Here is a 19,975-nt window from a genome sequence, read left to right on the forward strand (position 1 = left end):
CGACGCCCCCGCCCGTCCAGATGTGCCGGATCCCGCTAGCCGGGGAAGCACTCCTTGACGCCCTTGTGCAGCTTCAACTTGAGCCCGCTGAGCTTGAAGGTGCCTGCCGTGGTGGCCCACGCCTTCTGCTTGACGCCCGTCAGCGTCGCCAGGTCGGCGCGCTGGGCGAAGCCGTTCGCATTCACCTTCCCCTCGGTGCCCGGCTGGATGCCCGGGGTGCCGACGGAACCGGCCGCCACCCCGATGTCGATGTTGCGGAACTCGGCGTCCGCCTCCAGGTAGGAGACGTCGAGGTAGAGGTCCTTGGCGGTCACCGGATTGTCGGGATCGGTGCCCGCGGTCAGCTCAAGGCTGACATTGCCGACGAACGGCACCTTCGGCGTGACCACCGACTGGCACATGTTGGTGATGGTGGCTCTGCTGAAGCCCGACACGGCGACGGGCTCCGCGAACGGGTTCCCTTCGAGGTCCTTGCCCGATGCGACACTGCCGTACTGAACGAAGTCGTGACCGACGAGTGAGTCGGCAGTGACCTTGAACTCCTGGCCGGAGATGCTGAATGACGCGGCGAGTGCTCCTTGGGCCAGACCGATGCCGATTGCGGCCGTTGCGGCCATGCTCGGCACCATGACAAGGGCGAACCGCTTCCATCTGGTTCCGCCACGAGCCAAAGACTCCATGATTTCCTCCTTCTCGGACGTACATCTCCGGATCGGACCGCCAGGTCCGTCCTGAAATGGGAGAAGTGCTTACGTCCTCGGGAAGGAGAGCGCCGTACCGTCCGGCGCATAGCGCGTCCGAAGCACCGGCGATCACCCCCGAGCGACAACCACTGGTCGCGCCTGATGCCTCACGCACAACCTGATTCAGACAGGCCCCGCTGATGGCGGGAACCCCCCTGTCCGCGACCGGCGTTGAGGCCGGTCGGCCCGGTGGGGACCCAAGGCGCGTCACACGGCTGGAGACCGGGCGTTGCGGTGTTTGGACCGAGCGTCGCCGATCGTGGTGCATTCCACGCCCGGACACAAGGGGGTTCGTTACTGGCTAGTAACGGGTCGGTGCCGGTGGTATGGCCGACCGCTTTCGCGCGGCCACACAGGGTGCCGCACATCGCCCCACCAGATGCGGAAATCGATGACCATAGGGGGACAGGAGAGTGCTGTTGCTTTACTACGAGTAACAGCCCGCCGAATTACCAAGTTTTGGTAAAGGGCTGCCACTAGTAGGCATCGCGTCAACAAAAGCGGCGGTGGCGTTCCCAGAACGCCACCGCCGTCGACTTCAACACCCGCCGGGGCCGCAGGGACCCCCGCGAGCACGGACCGACAAGGTCGGAATCAGAAGAGGACCCGAGCCAGGGCCGAGCGGGCCGCCGTCACCCGGGGGTCATCCGGCCCGATCACCTCGAACAGCTTCAGCAATCGCACCCGTACGGCATCGCGGTCTTCGCCCGCCGTGCGCCGAACGGCCTCCACCAGGCGCCCGAAGGCGTCCTCGACATGGCCGCCGACCAGGTCGAGATCGGCCGCATCGATCTGCGCGTTGGCATCGGCGGGGTCGCTCGCCGCCTTGTCGCGCACCTTCTGCGGATCCATGCCGGCGACCCGGCCCAGCAGTTCCGCCTGCGCCAGGCCGAGCTTGGCCTCCGAGTTGCCGGGGTCGTCGGCGAGCACATTGCGGTACGCCTGCACGGCGCCGCCGAAGTCTCCCGCGTCCAGCGCCTGTACGGCGGCTTCCAGCAGGGCGTCATAAGGGCCGACGGGCACCGGGGCAGGGCCAGCCGCCGCAGCGGGCGCCGCGTCGGAGTCGACCACGATCCCGGTCAGCCCGAAGCGCTCCTCGCCGACCTGGATCAACTGATCCAGTGTCTGACGGATCTGCTCCTCGGGTGCGGCTCCCTGGAAGAGCGGCAGCGCCTGCCCGGCGACCACCGCAAAAACGGCTGGAATGCCCTGGATGCCGAACTGCTGCATCAGCATCTGGTTGGCGTCAACGTCCACCTTGGCCAGGACGAACCGGCCGTTGTACTCCAGCGCGAGACGCTCCAGCACCGGGCTGAGCTGCTTGCACGGCTGGCACCACTCGGCCCAGAAGTCGAGGACGACCGGGACCTCGGCGGACTGCTGGAGCACATCGCGCTCGAAGCCCGCCTCGTCGACGTCGATCACCAGACTGGACGGGGACACGGCACCCCCGCCGCCGTGGCGGGCGGCCTCAGCACGGGCCTGCTCCGCCTTGGCCTTGGCCTCGTTGGCCGCCTTCACCGCGGCGAGGTCGACGACGCCGCTCATGGACATGTTCCTAGGCTGCATGAGTACATCCTCCCCCTTCCGCGTGCGCAAACGAAAAGTACGGACCTTTAGACCGTACGAACCCATGGACGCAGGTACTGCACATGGCTCAAACTGTTCGGCGCGGGGTCCCCACCCGATGCGCCAGTGGTTGTCGCGGAGCGCCTGAGCGCTTTCGCTACGACTCGTAGCGTATCTGTTCGACTTCCGTTCCGTCGCCTCCCGCGTGTGAGATTCCTCCGGTGAACTGGCTCACACCAAAGCGCCTACCCGCCGGTATGGTCGCCGTCATGTGCAGCCGTCCCCGCCCTACATCAGTACGTACCGGTCGTACGGGACGCCCTCGCAGCACCGAGGCCGACATCGCCATCCTCGAAGCCACCCGGGCGGCACTCGTCGATCTCGGTTGGTCAAAACTGACCATGGGCGATGTGGCAGCCCGGGCCAAGGTCGCCAAGACCACGCTCTACCGCCGTTGGGCGGGCAAGAGCGAACTGGTGATCGATGCCGTGGCCGTACTCTTTGACGAACTCGAACTACCCGACCGCGGCAGCCTGATGGCCGATGTGGAAGGCGTGGTGTTGCAGTTCGCGAAGCTGCTGGAACGACCGGAGACCAGGACCGCGCTGATGGCCGTGGTGGCTGAGTCCACGCGGGACGAGGCACTGCGGGGCCGTATCCGCTCCGCCATCGTGGACCGGCAGAAGTGCTTGGTACTGGAGGGCAGGGCCCGCGCCCAGGCGCGCGGCGAACTGCCCTACGAGGACGACGCCGAGTCCGCCGCACGCAACGCCGATCTAATCTTCGATGTGATCGCCGGGGCGGTGGTCCACCGAACCCTGGTCAGCGCGGAACCGGTCGACGAGGCATGGGCCCACCGCTTCACCACACTGCTGCTCCTGGGGCTGACATCCCTGAAGAAGGGCTGACGCACCGCCCAGGACCGGCTCTCCCCCGATCAGTACCGGTCCCGACCCCCACCCCGGTACCGGCATCGGCATCGGCGCACGCCGAGACGGCACGCACGGCGACGGGCAGAGGACCACCCGATCACCGTGCGCACCGCGGCGGACGATCAGAACCCGGGCGGCTCGGTGTAGGTCCCCCACTCGTCCCGGAGCGCATCACAGATCTCGCCCAGGGTGGCCTCGGCCCGTACGGCGTCCAGCATCGGGCCGATCATGTTCGACCCGTCCCGGGCCGCCGTGAGCATCGCCTCCAGACCGGCACGGACGGCGGCGTCATCCCGGCGCGCCCGGCGTTCGGCGAGCGTCTGCACCTGGTCGCGCTCCACCTCGTGGCTGACCCGAAGGATCTCCAGATCACCGGTGACCGAGCCATGGTGGACATTGACGCCCACGACCCGCTTCTCGCCCTTCTCCAGCGACCGCTGGTAGCGGAAGGCCGATTCGGCGATCTCGCCGGTGAACCACCCGTCCTCGATGCCGCGCAGGATGCCGGAGGTCATGGGGCCGATGGGGTGCTGTCCGTCGGGGTGGGCGAGCCGGCCGCGGTCCTTGATCCGTTCGAAGACCTTCTCGGCCTCGGCCTCGATCCGATCGGTGAGCTGCTCCACGTACCAGGAGCCGCCGAGCGGGTCGGCCACATTGGCGACCCCGGTCTCCTCCATCAGCACCTGCTGGGTGCGCAGGGCGATCTCGGCGGCCTGGGCGCTGGGCAGGGCGAGCGTCTCGTCCAGGGCGTTGGTGTGCAGCGAGTTGGTACCGCCGAGGACGGCGGAAAGCGCCTCCACCGCGGTGCGCACGACGTTGTTGTACGGCTGCTGGGCAGTGAGGGAGACACCCGCGGTCTGGGTGTGGAAGCGCAGCCACTGGGCCTTGTCCGTCCGTGCGCCGTACACGTCACGCATCCAGCGGGCCCAGATCCGTCGGGCGGCACGGAACTTCGCAATCTCCTCGAAGAAGTCGAGGTGGGCGTCGAAGAAGAAGGAGAGTCCGGGGGCGAAGGTGTCCACGTCCAGACCGCGGCTGAGCCCGAGTTCTACATAGCCGAAGCCGTCGGCGAGCGTGTACGCCAACTCCTGTGCGGCTGTCGCCCCGGCTTCGCGGATGTGGTAGCCGGAGACGGAGAGGGGCTTGTACGCCGGGATGTCCCGGGCGCAGTGCTCCATCAGGTCGCCGATGAGCCGCAGATGGGGCTCGGGCTGGAAGAGCCATTCCTTCTGGGCGATGTACTCCTTGAAGATGTCGGTCTGGAGCGTGCCGTTCAGCACGGCCGGATCGACGCCCTGCCGTTCGGCGGCGACCAGGTACATGCAGAAGACCGGTACGGCCGGGCCGCTGATGGTCATGGACGTGGTGACATCACCGAGGGGGATGTCACCGAAGAGGACCTCCATGTCGGCCGCGGAGTCGATGGCGACCCCGCAGTGGCCGACCTCACCGAGTGCGCGGGGGTCGTCCGAGTCCCGTCCCATGAGGGTGGGCATGTCGAAGGCGACGGAGAGCCCACCGCCGCCCGCGGCGAGGATCATCTTGTACCGCTCGTTGGTCTGCTCGGCGTTCCCGAAGCCGGCGAACTGGCGGATCGTCCACGTTCGACCGCGGTAGCCGGTCGGGTGCAGTCCTCGGGTGAAGGGGTACTCGCCGGGCCAGCCGATCCGGTCGAATCCCTCGTACGTGTCTCCGGGGCGGGGGCCGTAAACAGGCTCGACGGGGTCTCCGGAGAGCGTGCTGAAGTCGGCATCCCGCTTCCGGGCCTGGTCGTAGCGGGCCTGCCAGCGTCGGCGGCCTTGCTCGATGGCGTCAGCGTCCATGTTGTCAATTTACTAGGACGTCCTAGTAAATGTCGATGGGAGACCGCCGCGAGCCGTACGCGCGCGGCGGTGGAGTTCAGGCTCCGGCCGGAACCCTGTTGCCGTCGGTGATCAGGGCGCGGGCCTCACGGCTGATCTTCGGCTCGACGAAGAAGGAGGCCACAGGGATGCAGCCGGCCGCGAGCACCCAGAGCAGCTTGCCGAAGGGCCACTTCGCCTTGGAGCCCAGATCGAACGCGAAGATCACATAGACGATGAAGAGAACACCGTGGATCTGCGAGATCACCATGGTGTCGCCGGTCTCGAAGCCGTACTTCAAGATGATGGCGCCGGTGAAGACGAGCAGCCAGACGGCAGTGATGTACGCCATCACCCGGTAGCGGGTCAGCACGGTTTGTTTCATGGGGTCGAGCGTATCCGGGCAGTCGGTGCCCTGTGCGAGCGGGTCTGACCCGCTCCCATCAGCCCCGTAGCCGCTGGGGGCGGGGGCGGGGATGAACCCGACGAGCCCCTGCGAAGGACTGTCAGTGCCGGTCAGCGCCGGTTAACGTTCGTCGAAATCGGCTGCCGAGACCCGCAACGGCCGCAGCATCGCGAAGATCTCCGCGCACTCCTCGGCGTCGTACGCGCCGAGCCCGAAGTCCATCTCCATCAGGTCGCGGGTGGCCTCTTCGACGACGCTCCGCCCCTTGTCGGTGATCGACGCGAGGGTGCCGCGCCCGTCGTTCGGATTGGGCCTCTTGTCCACCAGGCCGGACCGCACCAGTCGGTCCACGGTGTTGGTGACGGAGGTCGGATGCACCATCAACCGCTCACCGATCTTCGACATCGGCAGCTCCCCGGCCTTGGAGAAGGTGAGCAGCACCAGGGCCTCGTACCGGGCGAAGGTCAGCTCATAGGGCTTGACGACCGCGTCGACCTCGGCGAGCAGGATCTGGTGCGCACGCATGATCGAAGTGATCGCCGCCATGGAGGGTACGGGCCCCCAGCGCTGCCGCCAGAGTTCGTCGGCGCGTGCGATGGGATCGAAGGGGAGGCTGAGCGGCTTCGGCACGGCTCCGACCCTATCCAGTGACCGCGGGCAGGTCAGCCCCGTCTCGCCCCTCGGTCCGATCACCGTACGAACTCGGCCGATCCAACGGCGACAAGGCGGAAAACACTCGGGGGCGGGTCGAGTGATCGACCCGCCCCCGAGGGAAGTGCCTATGCCTCGACGACACCCTCGCGGCGGGCGCGGGAGGCGATGACCTCGTCGTCCGCGGCACGCTTCAGCTTGCGCTCGGCGTAGAAACCGCCCAGCGGCAGGACCGAGAGGACGAAGTAGAGCGCGGCGGTCTTCAGGTCCCACTTGGTGCGGTTCCAGGCGTCCAGCCAGAACAGCACGTACAGGATGAACAGGACTCCGTGGATCATGCCCAGGGCCGGCACCGCGTTGAAGTCGGTGGTCCGCTTCAGTACGGAGGCCACGAGCAACAGGATGAAGGAGACGGCCTCCGGTGCGGAGACCAGGCGAAGACGGTGGAGGGAGGAGGCGGTCTTGATGTCCACGGAGGCACCTTCAGTGGGAGACGATCTTGTGAATGCGCTCACAAGCGCGGGCCTATTGTGTCAGCTTCCTTTGCCATCCCTTTGTCCGGGGTGGGTCCGAGCCGGGCGGGTTACTCCCGGATGGCTGTCCTAGTCCCCCATCGGGCGGCTACCGTCGCTATGTGGCAACGTTCCGGCTCCAGGGGAGCAAGGTGCTCGCGGTTGACATGACCGGCGACGCCGTGAAGGCAAAGAACGGGTCGATGGTCGCGTACGACGGCCAGATGGCCTTCAAGAAGCTGTCCGGTGGCGGTGAGGGCATCCGCGGCATGGTGACCCGCCGGCTGACCGGTGAGCAGATGGTCATGATGGAGGTGAAGGGGCAGGGCACCTGCTACTTCGCCGATCGGGCGTCCGAGATCAACCTGGTGGGCCTGCACGGGGACAAGCTGTACGTGGAGTCGAGCAATCTGCTCTGCGCCGACGCCGGGCTGCGGACCGGCACCAGCTTCACCGGGCTGCGCGGCGGGGCGACCGGCAACGGCCTGTTCACCACCACCGTCGAGGGCACCGGCCAGGCGGCCATCATGTCCGACGGACCCGCGGTGGTCCTGCGCGTGACCCCGCAGTACCCCCTGGCGGTGGACCCCGGCGCGTACATCGCCCATCAGGGGAACCTCCAGCAGAACTTCCAGTCCGGTGTGACGTTCCGCACCTTCCTGGGCGAGGGCGGTGGGGAGGCGTTCCAGATCCGGTTCGAGGGAGATGGCGTCGTCTACGTCCAGCCCAGTGAGCGCAACACCATCGGAGGGGATGCGTAGCCATGCCGTTCCGAGAGATCAACTCCAGGATGGTCGAGGCAGCGGTCTTCCCCGGCCAGCGGATCTTCAGCCAGCGCGGCGCGATGCTCGCGTACAAGGGCGAGGTGTCCTTCACCCCGAACACCCAGGGCGGTCAGGGCGGGCTGGCCTCGATGATCGGGCGCCGGGTCGCCGGCGAGGCGACCCCGCTGATGACGGTCGAAGGCAGTGGCACGGTGATGTTCGGCCACGGCGGCCACCACGTCCACCTCGTCCATCTCAGCGGCGACACCCTCTATGTGGAGGCCGATCGACTGCTCGCCTTCGACGGCACCCTGGAGCAGGGGACGATGTTCCTCGGCTCGCAGGGCGGGGTGATGGGCATGGTGCGCGGCCAGGTCACCGGGCAGGGGCTGTTCACCACCACCCTGCGCGGCAGCGGAGCGGTCGCGGTCATGGCCCACGGCGGTGTGGTCGAACTGCCGATCACCCCGGGCCGCTCGATCCATGTGGACCCCCAGGCGTACGTGGCGCATCGCGGTGACGTACAGAACAAGCTCACCACGGCGCTCGGCTGGCGCGACATGGTGGGACGCGGCTCGGGCGAGGCGTTCCAGCTGGAGCTGAGCGGCAGCGGTGCGGTCTACGTCCAGGCATCGGAGGAGAAGTTGTGACCACCCCAGCGCAGAGCTACATCTGGGACCCGACCACCCTCCCCAGCGACGACAACGTCAACCCGTACACCTTCTGTGTGGAGTTGAAGGGCGGTCAGTGGTTCCTCCAAAAGGGGAAGATGATCGCCTACTACGGCCGGATCGACTTCAACGGCATCGGCCACGGCCGGCTGGACCGACTGCTGCGGACCTCGTTCCATTCGCCGCTGCACGCGAGCGACTGGGTGGTGGCCGAGGGCAGCGGCAAGATGCTGCTCGCGGACCGGGCCTTCGATGTGAACTCGTACGACCTGGACCAGGGGAATCTGACGATCCGGTCCGGGAACCTGCTGGCGTACCAGCCGTCGCTGGCGCTGAAGCAGTCAATCGTGCCGGGCTTCCTCACCCTGATCGGTACGGGGAAGTTCGTGGCGGCCTCCAACGGCCCGGTGGTGTTCATGGAACCGCCCATCCGGGTGGATCCGCAGGCACTGGTGGGCTGGGCGGACTGCCCGTCGCCGTGCCACCACTACGACCACGGCTATATGACCGGGGTGATGGGAGGGCTGCGTGCCCTGACGGGGATCGGTGGGGCCTCTGGGGAAGAGCATCAATTCGAGTTCGTCGGGGCGGGAACCGTACTGCTCCAGTCGACCGAGACGCTGATGCCGGAGACGGCCACGGGGGCGACGCCGCACCAGGCGGGAGTGCCCGGGGGGCACGGCTCCCCCGCGCCTGGCCAGCAAGGTCAACACGGCTCCACTCCGCGTTTCCCAGGTCAGCTGGGTGATCTCACCCGCCGCTTCGGCCTGTGAGCGGTAGTCTGCGGAGTGTGACGTCGAACGTCTGCACCCCCAGTACGCTGCGGGCTCCGTGCTGACTCCCTGGCCAGTGCCGGGCGTCACACCATGACTTCGTCCGTCTTTCAACTTCTTAGGTAGAATCCATATATGGAGACCGAGACGGCCACTCGCTGGCTGACCGATGACGAGCAGCGCACCTGGCGCACTCACCTGGACGTCAGCCGGCTGCTGATGCACCAACTCGAAAAGGACCTCCAGCCGTTTGGCCTGACCAACAACGACTACGAGATCCTGGTCAACCTCTCCGAGTCCGCGGACCAACGGATGCGGATGAGCGACCTCGCCGCTGCCACGCTCCAGTCCAAGAGCCGCCTCTCCCACCAGATCACCCGGATGGAAACCGCGGGACTGGTCCGACGGGAGAACTGCGAATCCGACCGGCGCGGGCTGTACGCCGTGCTCACCGAGCAGGGTACGGAGACCATGCAGCGGGTCGCACCGCACCACGTGGCCTCCGTGCGCCAGCACTTCATCGATCTGATGACGCCCGAGGCGCTGGCCGATCTGCGGGCGTCCCTCGCACCGGTCGCCGATCATCTCCGCGGCCGACGCGGCAAGGGCTGAGCGAGGAACACCAGGAAGATCCGGAAGGCGGGCCTTGGGGGGCTCTCTTTCGGATCTCGCCGGATGGTCCTCCCGTACCCGGTTCGGCATCTGCCCGCCCGCTGCCATGAGGGGCCGGTGGGCATCCGTACGCGAGCAGGACCCGCCGCCCTCCCGCTGTTGAGGGTCGGACGCACCACCCAGCCGGGCCGACGGCCCCGAACGGCCCGGCGAACACACCGCTCACTGCGGCTCCTGATCCTCCCCGCCGGCCCCGGGCGCCCCCGGCAGACTCACCTCGAAGAGCGCACCGCCCTGAGGTCCCTGCCGCACCGTGAGCGTCCCCCCGTGGCGCTCGGCCACATCGCGGGCGATGGCCAGCCCGAGCCCCGCACCCCCCTCGTCCCTGGTGCGGGCATCGTCGAGCCGCACGAAACGCTCGAAGATCCGCTCCCGTTCGAGCTCCGGGATCCCCTCTCCGTCGTCGGCGACCGCGAGCACGATCCGGTCCCCGTCCGCGCGCACCGTCGCCGTGACCGACTCGTCCGCGTGGCGCTGCGCATTGTCGAGGAGATTGCCGAGCACCCGGGCCAGTTGGGAGCGCGAGCCCATCACGTCCAGCCCGTCGACGACGTCCACCGTGACCGCGATGCGGTCGTGCGTCCGCTGGGACGCCTCCTCCCGCACCATGGCCCCGAGATCCAGCCGGGCCCGACCCGGCCGCTCCCCCGCGTCCAACCGGGCCAGCAACAACAGATCGGCCGCGAGTTGCTGAAGGCGTACGGTGTCGGCCACCGCACCCGGCACGTCCAGCAGATCCGGGTGTGCCTCGCCCACTTCGAGTTGGGTGCGCAGCGATGCGATGGGGCTGCGCAGTTCGTGGGAGGCGTCGGCGACGAATCTGCGCTGGCGTTCGACCGAGGCTTCGAGCGCGGCGAGCGTCTCATTGGTGGTGCGGGCGAGCCGGGCGATCTCGTCACGGGAGTCGGGCTCCGGAACGCGCCGGGAGAGGTCCTCCGAGGCCGTGATGGCCGCCATCTCCGCGCGGATGTCCTCCACGGGCCGTAGCGCCCTTCGGGTCACCAGCCAGGTCACCGCACCCACGACGACCAGCAGGGCGGGCAGCCCGATCAACATGGCGTCCCGAACGCTTTCGACCGCCTCCTGTTCGGTGGCGCGCGGCACACCCCCGAACACGGTGACGGTGGTCCCGCTGCTGTTGGTCGCCTCGACGGCGGCGAAGCGGTAGGGGGCGCTGTCACCGTCGACGGTGGCGCTGCCATCGCTGAGCTTCTCACTGCCCGAGACCTGGCCCCGGGCAGGGTCGTCGGAATCGGCGTCGGAATCAGAGTCGGCATCGGCATCGGCATCGGAGTCGGTGTCGTTGTCGGCATCGGAGTCCGTGTCACTGGCTGAGTCCGTGTCCTGGTCCGGTCCGTTCTCCGGGCCGTCGGACGGATCGCCGGACGAGGCACCGGACGGGTCGCGCTCGGACTCGTCACCCTGCCGTTCCGGCTCGTCGTCCTGCTCGGTGCTCGGCGAGGGCAGCGGCACGGGCCGAACGCTCCGGCTGCTCGTGCCCTCGATGCTCTGGAGATCCGGTGAGACGGCGATGACCTGCCCGTTCTCGCCCACCACCTGGACGGGACGGTCCTCGGCACTCGGCAGGTCGAGCTTGTCGGCCGGGGTGTCGAGGGCGAACTGGGAAGCAACCTCGCGGGCGGCGATCTCCGCCTGGAGGTTGATCTTGCCCTCCAGGTTCTGGCGCAGCACGAGCAGCACCCCGAGGCCCGCCGTGATCAGCGCGATCGCCACGACGAGGGTGGCGCCGATGGCCGCCTTGGCCCGTACGGATCTCATGGCGCGGCCACCAGTCGGTATCCCGCGCCGCGCACGGTCTGGATGCGGGGGGCGCCCAGTTTTCGACGCAGGGCGCTGATGTAGACCTCGATGATGTTGGGGTCGCCGTCGTAGGCGAAGTCCCAGACGTGTTCGAGGATCTCCGCCTTGCTGACCACATCACCGGCGCGCACGGCGAGTTGCTCCAGCACGGCGAACTCCTTGGCGGTGAGCGTCACCTCCTCGTCCCCGCGGAAGACGCGACGGGCCGCGGTCTCCACCCGTAGATCACCCACGGTGAGCCGGGGCGAGCCGCCGGAGCGACCGCGGCGACGCAGCAGCGCCTTCACCCTCGCGACGAGGACGACGTACGAGAACGGCTTGGTCAGGTAGTCGTCGGCGCCGGTGTCGAGACCCTCCGCCTCGTCGTACTCACCGTCCTTGGCGGTGAGCATCAGGATCGGCACCTCGTCACCCGCGGCCCGGAGCGACGCGCAGACGCGATAGCCGTTCATCCCGGGCAGCATGATGTCGAGGATGACGAGGTCGTAGGAGCCCTCGGACGCCTGGTGCAGCCCTTCAAGGCCGTCGTGGACCACGTCCACCGCATAGCCTTCGGCCGTCAATCCCCTGGCAAGGGAGAGCGCCAGCCTCTTCTCGTCCTCCACGATCAACAAACGCATGCGCTCAGGGTCGCAAACCGAAGCTGAAGATCCCTTCAGGTGGCTTCAGGTTGGGTTCAGCATCTCCCCGGCAGATTGGTGTCCACGAAGCCAGCAGGTACGGGGAGGAACCCTCATGAAGCGCAAGATTGCCGTCGCCGTCGCCGTGATCGCCCTGGTGGGCGGCGGTACCTACACCGCGGTCGCCGCGTCCGGTGACCCCGCTCCCTCGTCGAGCATCTCGGCGTCCGAGGCCGCCGGTGCGGCACTGAAGAAGAGCCCGGGGTCGATCGAGTCCATCGGCCTGGACGACGATGCGAAGGGTCAGTGGGAGGTCGAGGTCGTCAACAAGAACGGCGACGACCAGGACGTCCGGGTGGACGCGAAGGGCAAGGCGTCCCTGTTCTCGGACGACGATGACCGCGACGACGGTGACGACCGCGACTCCGCTGACGACAAGGCCGAGCGCGAGGCCCTGAACGCCGCGAAGGTGAACGCCGAGCAGGCGGCATCCGCCGCCCTGAAGTTCCGTGCGGGCTCCGTCACCGAGGTCGACTTCGACAACGGTCACTGGGAGGTCGAGGTCCGGGACAAGGACGGTCGCGAGCACGAGGTGCGGGTGGACGCCACGACCGGTAAGGCATCGGTCTCGGCAGAGTCCAACGACCGCGATGACACCGATGACACGGATGACGCCGATGACCGCGACGACCGTGATGACAGGGACGACAAGAACGACCGCGACGACGACTGATCCCCTGACCGAGCGGCGCTCTCCCCTGGTCACGGACTGAACATGGGCTGAACACGGGCCCGGACCATGGGCATCGCCGCCCCCACAGCCAGGGGCATGCCCCCGGGGTGCCCCGCAGCGCCCCGCCCCTGAACCCCGGCCCGGCCTTGGACCAATCCCCCCGCGTCCAGGCCGGGTCGGGCCTTTGCCCGCCCGGCCCCTGGGCGTCCCCGCCCAGGGGCCGTCGGACGCGCTACGACTGCGTCAGTCCCGCCACCAGTTCGTCGGCCGCCGAGTAGGGGTCCGTCTCCCCCGCCACGATCCGCTCGGCGAGCGCCCCGAGCCGGCGGTCCCCGTGGAGATCACCGATCCGCTCCCGCAGGGCGGTGACCGCGATGGTCTCCACCTCGACCGCGGCCCGTCGCACCCGGCGCTGTGCGAGGACCCCGTGCTCCTCCATCCAGGCGCGGTGCTTGTCCAGGGCGGCCAGGACCTCGTCCGTGCCCTCGCCCCGGGCCGCCACCGTCTTGACGATGGGCGGACGCCAGTCACCGGGCGAGCGTGCCTCGCCCAACCCGAGCATGTGGTTCAACTCCCGGGCGGTGGCGTCCGCGCCGTCACGGTCCGCCTTGTTGACGACGTAGACGTCGCCGATCTCCAGGATGCCGGCCTTCGCGGCCTGGATGCCGTCCCCCATGCCAGGGGCGAGCAACACCACGGAGGTGTCGGCAGCAGCCGCGATCTCCACCTCCGACTGCCCGACGCCCACGGTCTCCACCAGGATCACATCGCAGCCGGCGGCGTCCAGGACGCGGATCGCCTGCGGGGCCGCCCAGGCCAGACCGCCGAGATGGCCTCGCGTGGCCATGGACCGGATGTAGACGCCCGGGTCGGACGCGTGTTCCGACATCCGGACCCGGTCGCCGAGCAGGGCGCCGCCCGAGAACGGCGAGGACGGGTCCACGGCGAGCACCCCCACCCGTTTTCCCGCCTTGCGGTACGCGCTCACCAGGACCGATGTCGACGTCGACTTGCCGACACCGGGCGAACCGGTGAGGCCGACGACGTACGCGCCCCCGGTCAGCGGGGCCAGCGCCGCCATCACCTCGCGCAACTGCGGGGACGCCCCCTCCACCAGGGAGATCAGCCGGGCCACGGCCCGTGGCCTGCCCTCCCTCGCATCAGCGACCAGTTGGGGGACGTCCACCATCACTCGACTCCTCTGTGGTTCGACCGACCCGAACGGCATGTGCCCGAAGGGATCAGCTCGCCGGTACGCGGACGATCAGGGCGTCGCCCTGTCCACCGCCGCCGCAGAGCGCTGCGGCCCCGACGCCACCGCCCCGGCGCTGGAGCTCCAGCGCCAGATGCAGCACCAATCGGGCGCCCGACATGCCGATGGGGTGGCCGAGCGCGATCGCACCACCGTTGACGTTCACCTTTTCCGGGGACACCCCGAGGTCCCGCATTGACTGGACGGCGACCGCGGCGAACGCTTCGTTGATCTCGATCAGATCGAGATCGGCGACTTCAAGCCCTTCCTTGCGCAGGGCGTGCGCGATCGCGTTCGAGGGCTGCGAGTGGAGGGAGTTGTCGGGGCCTGCGACATTGCCGTGGGCGCCGATCTCGGCGATCCACTCCAACCCCAGCTCCTCGGCCTTGGCCCGGCTCATGACCACGACCGCAGCCGCACCGTCGGAGATCTGCGACGCGGTGCCCGCGGTGATCGTGCCCTCCGCGGCGAACGCCGGACGGAGCCGGCCCAGCGACTCCACGGTCGTCTCGGGCCGGATGCCCTCGTCCTTGGTGACGACGACCGGCTCGCCCTTGCGCTGCGGAATCTCGACGGGCGTGATCTCGGCGTCGAAGACCCCGTTCTTCTGCGCGGCGGCGGCGCGCTGGTGGGAGAGGGCCGCGATCTCGTCCTGATCGGTACGGACGATCTTCAGCAGGGCGTTGTGCCGCTCGGTCGACTCGCCCATGGCGATGTTCTCGAAGGGGTCGGTGAGGCCGTCGTGCGCCATGGCGTCGAGCATTCCCACGGCCCCGTACTTGAAGCCCTCGCGCGACTTCGGCAGCAGATGCGGCGCATTGGTCATCGACTCCTGGCCACCGGCCACGACGATCTCGAATTCACCCGCGCGGATCAATTGGTCGGCCAGCGCAATGGCGTCGAGGCCGGACAGACAGACCTTGTTGACGGTCAGCGCGGGCACGTTCATGGGGATGCCGGCCTTGACCGCGGCCTGGCGTGCCGGGATCTGTCCGGCACCGGCCTGAAGCACCTGTCCCATGATCACGTACTCCACCTGCTCGGGGGCGACCCCCGCGCGCTCCAGCGCCGCCTTGATGGCGAAGCCGCCGAGATCCGCGCCCGAGAAGGACTTCAGGGAGCCGAGGAGCCGTCCCATGGGCGTCCTGGCGCCCGCGACGATCACTGAGGTGTTACCGGTCGTTCCTGACATGAGACAAGATCCCCTTTCAGCACGGAGGCTGAGGAGTGAACGAGGGTTTACCTCAAATGTACTGAGGGGTCCACCACGAGGTCACCGGGCGGTCGGTGTGATCGCGCGCACGTTGCGTAACCGCCGGTACGGCGCTGCACTGGGGGGATGCTGACGCGAATCGACCACATCGGAATTGCCTGCCACGATCTCGACGCGACGGTCGAGTTCTACCGTTCCACGTACGGTTTCGAGGTCCACCACTCCGAGGTGAACGAGGAGCAGGGCGTACGGGAGGCCATGCTCCGGATCAACGGCACCTCCGACGGGGGCGCTTCCTACCTTCAACTGCTCCAGCCGATCCGGGAGGACTCCCCGGTCGGAAAATGGCTGGCCAAGAACGGTGAGGGAGTTCATCACATCGCGTTCGGCACCGAGGACGTCGACGGTGAAGCCGCGGCCATCCGCGAGAAGGGCGTGCGCGTGCTGTACGACCAGCCGCGCATCGGCTCCATGGGGTCGCGGATCACCTTCCTCCACCCCAAGGACTGCCATGGTGTTCTGACCGAACTTGTCACCTCTGCAACGGAGCACTGACCTCCGGATTCCTGGCCCGGTAGAGTGGGCAATTCCGGGCCGGGGCCGGGTCGGGGCCGCGACGCGTCCTCTCATGTTGATCTGTCACCATTTCCCCGGGGAGCCCGTTCGCCCGGCGAGCGGTGAGAGTGTGAAGCCAGTTGCGACCAGGGGACGGATGGGACCGCGCAGTGCGGGGCTACGAACGCCAGGAGAGCCACCGAGCTGACGACGACCACCTTTCGCGGTTCGAAGCCGAGATGGAACGGCTGAAGACCGAGCGGGAGAAGGCCGTCCAGCACGCCGAGGACCTCGGCTACCAGGTCGAGGTATTGCGCGCGAAGCTCCATGAGGCGCGCCGCAGCCTCGCATCACGCCCCGCCTACGACAACGGCGACCTCGGCTACCAGGCCGAGCAGATGCTCCGCAACGCCCAGGTACAGGCCGATCAGATGCGGGGGGACGCCGAGCGCGAACTGCGCGAGGCCCGTGCCCAGACGCAGCGGATCCTCCAGGAGCACGCCGAACACCAGGCCCGGCTCCAGGCCGAGCTGCACACCGAGGCCAACCAGCGCCGCCAGCGACTCGACCAGGAGCTGGCCGAGCGCCGCCAGACCGTCGAAGCCCACGTCAACGAGAACGTCGCCTGGGCCGAGCAGCTGCGCGCCCGTACCGAGTCCCAGGCCCGCAGGCTGCTCGACGAGTCGCGCGCCGAGGCCGAGCAGGGCCTCGCCGCGGCGCGCACCGAGGCCAAACGGCTCGCCGACGAGGCCCGCCAGCGGGTCAGCTCGGAGACGGAGAGCGCCCGGTCCGAGGCCGAGCAGATCCTGCTGCGTGCCCGCCGGGACGCCGAACGGCTGATGAACGCCGCATCCACCCAGGCGCAGGAGGCCACCAGCCACGCCGAACGGCTGCGTTCGTCCACCACCGCCGAGTCCGACCAGGCGAGGCAGCAGGCCGCCGAACTGAGCCGCGTCGCCGAGCAGCGGATACAGGAGGCGGAGGAGAAGCTTCGCGAGGCCCGTACCGAGTCGGAACGGGTCCTGACCGAGGCCAAGGAAGCCGCCGCCAAACAGTTGGCGTCCGCGGAGTCGGACAACGAGCAGCGCGCCAGGACCGCGAAGGCGGAGATCGCCCGACTGGTCGGCGAGGCGACCACCGATGCCGAGGCTCTGAAGGCCGAGGCCGAGCAGATCCTCGCCGATGCCCGCGCCGAGGCCGACAAGCAGCTCGCGACCGCCACCGAGAAGGCTCGGACGGCTGCCGCCGAGGACTCCGCGGCAGCGCTCGCCAAGGCCGCCCGAGCGGCCGAGGAGGTCTTGACGAAGGCGTCCGAGGACGCCCAGGAGACCACCAGGAAGGCGAGCGCGGAAGCCGAACGCATTCGCCGCGAGGCCGAGGCCGAGGCGGATCGTCTGCGCGGCGAGGCCGCGGAGCAGGCCGACCAGCTCAAGGGTGCGGCCAAGGACGACACCAAGGAGTACCGGGCCAAGACCGTCGAGCTCCAGGAGGAGGCGCGCCGGCTGCGCGGCGAGGCCGAACAGCTCCGGTCGGAGGCGGTCGCGGAGGGCGAGCGCATCCGTGGCGAGGCCAGGCGGGAGGCCGTCCAGCAGATCGAGGAGGCGGCCAGCACCGCGGAGGGGCTGCTCACCAAGGCGCGCACCGATGCCGACGAGCTGCGCTCCACGGCCAGCGGTGACAGCGAACGGGTGCGCACGGAGGCGATCGAGCGCGCGACGGCGCTGCGCCGACAGGCCGAGCAGGGCCTGGCCGCAGCGCGCACCGAGGCCGAGCGGCTGCGCGCCGAGGCCGAGGAGCTTGCGGAGGGCGTGCGGGCGGCGGCCGAACGGGCCGCGGCGGAGTTGCGCGAGGACGCCGAGCGGGCGATGGCCGCCCGGCAGGAGGAAGCCGCCGAGGAGCTGAGCCGTCTCCATGCCGAGGCCCAGTCCCGGCGTCAGGCCGCCGATGAGGCGCTGACCGAGGCCCGTGCGGACGCCGAGCAGCTGCGCCGGGACACCGGCGACGAGATCGAGCGGCTGCGCCGGGAGGCCGGCGAGCGGCTGCGTGCGCTTCAGGCCCAGACCGAGCAGGAAGCCGAGCGGCTGCGCACCGAGGCCGCAGCGGACGCAGCGGGCACCCGCGCCGAAGCGGAGAACGCAGCGGTACGGCTGCGCTCCGAGGCCGCGGCCGAGGCGGAGCGGCTCAAGAGCGAGGCGAAGGACACCGCCGACCGGGTGCGCGCGGAGGCAGCCGCGGCTTCCGAGCGGGTGGGCGCCGAGGCCGCGGAGGCGCTGGCCGCTGCTCAGGAAGAGGCGTTGCGCCGCCGCCGCGAGGCCGAGGGCATGGTCGATTCGGCGCGCGCCGAAGCAGACCAGGAGCGCGAGCGGGCCCGTGAGCAGAGCGAGGGGCTCCTCGCCTCCGCCCGCAAGCGGGTCGAGGACGCCCAGGCCGAGGCACACCGGCTGGTCGAAGAGGCGGACCAGCGGGCCACGGATCTGGTCGCCGCGGCCGAGCAGACCGCGAAGCAGGTGCGGGACGCCGTCGCCGGCCTGCACGAGCAGGCCGAACAGGAGATCGCCGGGCTGCGTTCGGCGGCCGAGCACTCGGCCGAGCGGACCCGTACCGAGGCACAGGACGAGGCGGACCGGATCCGCTCCGACGCCCACGCCGAGCGGGATCGCGCGGCGGAGGACGTGGCCCGGTTGCGGACGCGGGCGCAGGAGGAGACCGAGGCGGCGAACGCGCTGGCCGAACGGACCGTCACCGACGCGATCGAGGAGTCCGAGCGGCTGCGCACGGACACCGCGGAGTACGCGCAACGGATGCGTACGGATGCGTCGAACGCACTGGCGACGGCCGAGCAGGACGCCTCCCGTACTCGTGCGGACGCCCGGGACGACGCCAACCGGATCCGTTCCGAGGCTGCGACCCTGTCGGATCGGCTCGTGGGCGAGGCGACCGCCGAGGGCGAGCGGATCAGGACCGAAGCCGAACGACTCCTCGACGAGGCACGCCAATCGGCCGACAAGCGCCGTTCCGAGGCCGCGGCCGTGTCCGATCGGCTCGTGCGTGAGGCGACCGCCGAGGGCGAGCGGATCAGGACCGAAGCCGAACGACTCCTCGATGAAGCACGCCAATCGGCCGACAAGCGCCGTGCGGATGCGGCGGCGCAGGCCGATCAGTTGATGGCGGAGGCCGGTACGGAGGCGGAGCGGCTGCGCGCCGAAGCGGCGGACACCGTGGGCTCCGCCCAGCAGGCGGCGGAGCGGATGCGGGCCGACGCCCGCAAGGTCGTGGCGGATGCGGAGGCCGTGGCCGAGCGGATGCGCGCCGATGCGCGGGCCGCGGCGGACCGGACGGTGGACGAGGCGCGCGAGGCGTCCGCCAAGCGCCGTCGGGATGCCGCCGAGCAGGCCGACCAGCTCATCAACCGGGCTCAGGAGGAGGCGCTCCGCGCTGCGCTGGAGGCGGAGGAGATGGCCGACACCATGGTGGGGGCCGCCCGCAAGGAGGCCGAACGACTGCTCGCCGAGGCGACCATCGAGGGCAACACCCTGGTGGAGAAGTCCCGCACGGACGCGGACGAGTTGCTGGTGGGTGCCCGTCGGGACTCGACCGCGATCAGGGAGCGTGCGGAGGAGTTGCGCACGCGGATCGAGAGCGAGATCGAGGAGCTGCACGAGCGGGCCCGCCGGGAGACATCCGAGCAGATGAAGACCACCGGCGAGCGGGTCGACCAGCTGATGACGGCGGCGCGCGATCAGCGTGCGGAGGCGGACACCAAGTCCAAGGAGCTGCTGGCCGAGGCGAATTCGGAGGCCAGTTCGGTCCGTATCTCCGCGGTCAGGAAGGCGGAGGGCCTGCTCAAGGAGGCCGAGCAGAAGAAGGCCGAACTCGTACGCGAGGGACAGCAGATCAAGGCCGACGCGGAGGTCGAGGCCAAGCGGCTCGTCGGCGACGGCAAGCGGGAGTTGGACGTCCTGGTGCGCCGTCGCGAGGACATCCAGACCGAGATCTCCCGTGTCCAGGACGTTTTGGAGGCGTTGGAATCCTTCGAGGCGCCGACTACCAACACCAAGGGTTCCAGCGGTTCCTCAGGTGGTGTCAGGGCGGGCGCGACAGCGGGCGCCACCCGTTCGAGTGGCAAGACGTCTGACGGCTAGCCACTCAAAAGGCTGGACATTCTCCAGATCAAACCTGTATCCACTCGATGACACGCCGCTTAGGCCCCTAGGATTCCCTCTATCACCTCACCGGTCTCATTCGAC

General features: G+C 69.2%; 18 protein-coding genes. 8 read left to right on the forward strand and 10 right to left on the reverse strand.

Annotated elements, in window-relative coordinates:
* Positions 1 to 35: 35 nt before the first annotated feature.
* On the reverse strand, positions 36 to 680 hold the full coding sequence (locus ACFXJL_RS01415) for a DUF6230 family protein (RefSeq protein ID WP_358881488.1): 645 nt from the start codon (positions 678 to 680) through the stop codon (positions 36 to 38).
* 657 nt (positions 681 to 1,337) lie between these two features.
* On the reverse strand, positions 1,338 to 2,312 hold the full coding sequence (locus tag ACFXJL_RS01420) for a tetratricopeptide repeat protein (protein WP_384688299.1): 975 nt from the start codon (positions 2,310 to 2,312) through the stop codon (positions 1,338 to 1,340).
* Between the two features lie 257 nt (positions 2,313 to 2,569).
* On the opposite strand from ACFXJL_RS01420, the gene ACFXJL_RS01425 reads away from it, so the two are divergent.
* Positions 2,570 to 3,220, forward strand: a complete 651-nt coding sequence (locus ACFXJL_RS01425) for a TetR/AcrR family transcriptional regulator (protein ID WP_384638123.1) — start codon at positions 2,570 to 2,572, stop codon at positions 3,218 to 3,220.
* 146 nt (positions 3,221 to 3,366) lie between these two features.
* On the opposite strand, the gene ACFXJL_RS01430 is transcribed toward ACFXJL_RS01425, so the two are convergent.
* The 4 genes from ACFXJL_RS01430 to ACFXJL_RS01445 all read right to left on the reverse strand — a co-directional run bounded on the left by ACFXJL_RS01430 (position 3,367) and on the right by ACFXJL_RS01445 (position 6,615).
* Positions 3,367 to 5,067, reverse strand: a complete 1,701-nt coding sequence (locus ACFXJL_RS01430) for a methylmalonyl-CoA mutase (RefSeq protein WP_384688302.1) — start codon at positions 5,065 to 5,067, stop codon at positions 3,367 to 3,369.
* A gap of 76 nt (positions 5,068 to 5,143) precedes the next feature.
* Positions 5,144 to 5,470 (reverse strand): DUF3817 domain-containing protein, encoded by a 327-nt coding sequence (locus tag ACFXJL_RS01435; RefSeq protein ID WP_358881492.1) that lies wholly within the window; start codon positions 5,468 to 5,470, stop codon positions 5,144 to 5,146.
* 141 nt (positions 5,471 to 5,611) lie between these two features.
* Positions 5,612 to 6,121, reverse strand: a complete 510-nt coding sequence (locus tag ACFXJL_RS01440; RefSeq protein ID WP_358881493.1) for a MarR family transcriptional regulator — start codon at positions 6,119 to 6,121, stop codon at positions 5,612 to 5,614.
* A gap of 149 nt (positions 6,122 to 6,270) precedes the next feature.
* Complete coding sequence (locus ACFXJL_RS01445; RefSeq protein ID WP_329023454.1) at positions 6,271 to 6,615, reverse strand: DUF3817 domain-containing protein; 345 nt, start codon at positions 6,613 to 6,615, stop codon at positions 6,271 to 6,273.
* Between the two features lie 161 nt (positions 6,616 to 6,776).
* On the opposite strand from ACFXJL_RS01445, the gene ACFXJL_RS01450 reads away from it, so the two are divergent.
* The 4 genes from ACFXJL_RS01450 to ACFXJL_RS01465 all read left to right on the forward strand — a co-directional run bounded on the left by ACFXJL_RS01450 (position 6,777) and on the right by ACFXJL_RS01465 (position 9,474).
* Positions 6,777 to 7,415 carry an AIM24 family protein gene (locus tag ACFXJL_RS01450; RefSeq protein WP_329023451.1) on the forward strand — a complete coding sequence of 213 codons (639 nt, stop codon included), beginning with the start codon at positions 6,777 to 6,779 and terminating at the stop codon, positions 7,413 to 7,415.
* 2 nt (positions 7,416 to 7,417) lie between these two features.
* Complete coding sequence (locus tag ACFXJL_RS01455) at positions 7,418 to 8,068, forward strand: AIM24 family protein (RefSeq protein ID WP_358881494.1); 651 nt, start codon at positions 7,418 to 7,420, stop codon at positions 8,066 to 8,068.
* Positions 8,065 to 8,862 carry an AIM24 family protein gene (locus tag ACFXJL_RS01460; RefSeq protein WP_384688308.1) on the forward strand — a complete coding sequence of 266 codons (798 nt, stop codon included), beginning with the start codon at positions 8,065 to 8,067 and terminating at the stop codon, positions 8,860 to 8,862. The genes ACFXJL_RS01455 and ACFXJL_RS01460 overlap by 4 nt, the downstream gene beginning before the upstream one ends.
* Before the next feature lie 135 nt (positions 8,863 to 8,997).
* Positions 8,998 to 9,474: a MarR family transcriptional regulator gene (locus ACFXJL_RS01465; protein ID WP_329023447.1), complete on the forward strand. Its 477-nt coding sequence runs from the start codon at positions 8,998 to 9,000 to the stop codon at positions 9,472 to 9,474.
* A gap of 222 nt (positions 9,475 to 9,696) precedes the next feature.
* Here the strand turns inward: ACFXJL_RS01465 and ACFXJL_RS01470 are convergent, their stop codons facing one another.
* Together ACFXJL_RS01470 and ACFXJL_RS01475 are read right to left on the reverse strand one after the other, a co-directional pair.
* A complete protein-coding gene (locus ACFXJL_RS01470) occupies positions 9,697 to 11,313 on the reverse strand; it encodes a sensor histidine kinase (protein WP_384688311.1) in 1,617 nt (538 codons plus the stop codon).
* Positions 11,310 to 11,975 (reverse strand): response regulator transcription factor, encoded by a 666-nt coding sequence (locus ACFXJL_RS01475; protein WP_329023444.1) that lies wholly within the window; start codon positions 11,973 to 11,975, stop codon positions 11,310 to 11,312. The genes ACFXJL_RS01470 and ACFXJL_RS01475 overlap by 4 nt, the downstream gene beginning before the upstream one ends.
* A gap of 115 nt (positions 11,976 to 12,090) precedes the next feature.
* Here ACFXJL_RS01475 and ACFXJL_RS01480 point away from each other — a divergent pair, with 115 nt between their 5' ends.
* Positions 12,091 to 12,708, forward strand: a complete 618-nt coding sequence (locus ACFXJL_RS01480) for a PepSY domain-containing protein (protein WP_384688315.1) — start codon at positions 12,091 to 12,093, stop codon at positions 12,706 to 12,708.
* Positions 12,709 to 12,940: 232 nt separating this feature from the next.
* Here the strand turns inward: ACFXJL_RS01480 and meaB are convergent, their stop codons facing one another.
* A complete protein-coding gene (meaB, locus tag ACFXJL_RS01485) occupies positions 12,941 to 13,897 on the reverse strand; it encodes a methylmalonyl Co-A mutase-associated GTPase MeaB (protein WP_358881498.1) in 957 nt (318 codons plus the stop codon).
* 52 nt (positions 13,898 to 13,949) lie between these two features.
* Positions 13,950 to 15,152 (reverse strand): acetyl-CoA C-acetyltransferase, encoded by a 1,203-nt coding sequence (locus tag ACFXJL_RS01490; RefSeq protein ID WP_358881499.1) that lies wholly within the window; start codon positions 15,150 to 15,152, stop codon positions 13,950 to 13,952.
* Positions 15,153 to 15,299: 147 nt separating this feature from the next.
* Between ACFXJL_RS01490 and mce the strand changes: the two genes are divergently transcribed.
* Positions 15,300 to 15,728 (forward strand): methylmalonyl-CoA epimerase, encoded by a 429-nt coding sequence (gene mce, locus ACFXJL_RS01495; protein WP_358881500.1) that lies wholly within the window; start codon positions 15,300 to 15,302, stop codon positions 15,726 to 15,728.
* A gap of 170 nt (positions 15,729 to 15,898) precedes the next feature.
* Positions 15,899 to 19,870: a polarized growth protein Scy gene (gene scy / locus ACFXJL_RS01500; protein ID WP_384688319.1), complete on the forward strand. Its 3,972-nt coding sequence runs from the start codon at positions 15,899 to 15,901 to the stop codon at positions 19,868 to 19,870.
* Positions 19,871 to 19,975: the final 105 nt, after the last annotated feature.

Origin of the sequence: Streptomyces sp. NPDC059256 (assembly GCF_042753785.1) — a bacterium.
In the GTDB taxonomy this organism is placed as follows: domain Bacteria; phylum Actinomycetota; class Actinomycetes; order Streptomycetales; family Streptomycetaceae; genus Streptomyces.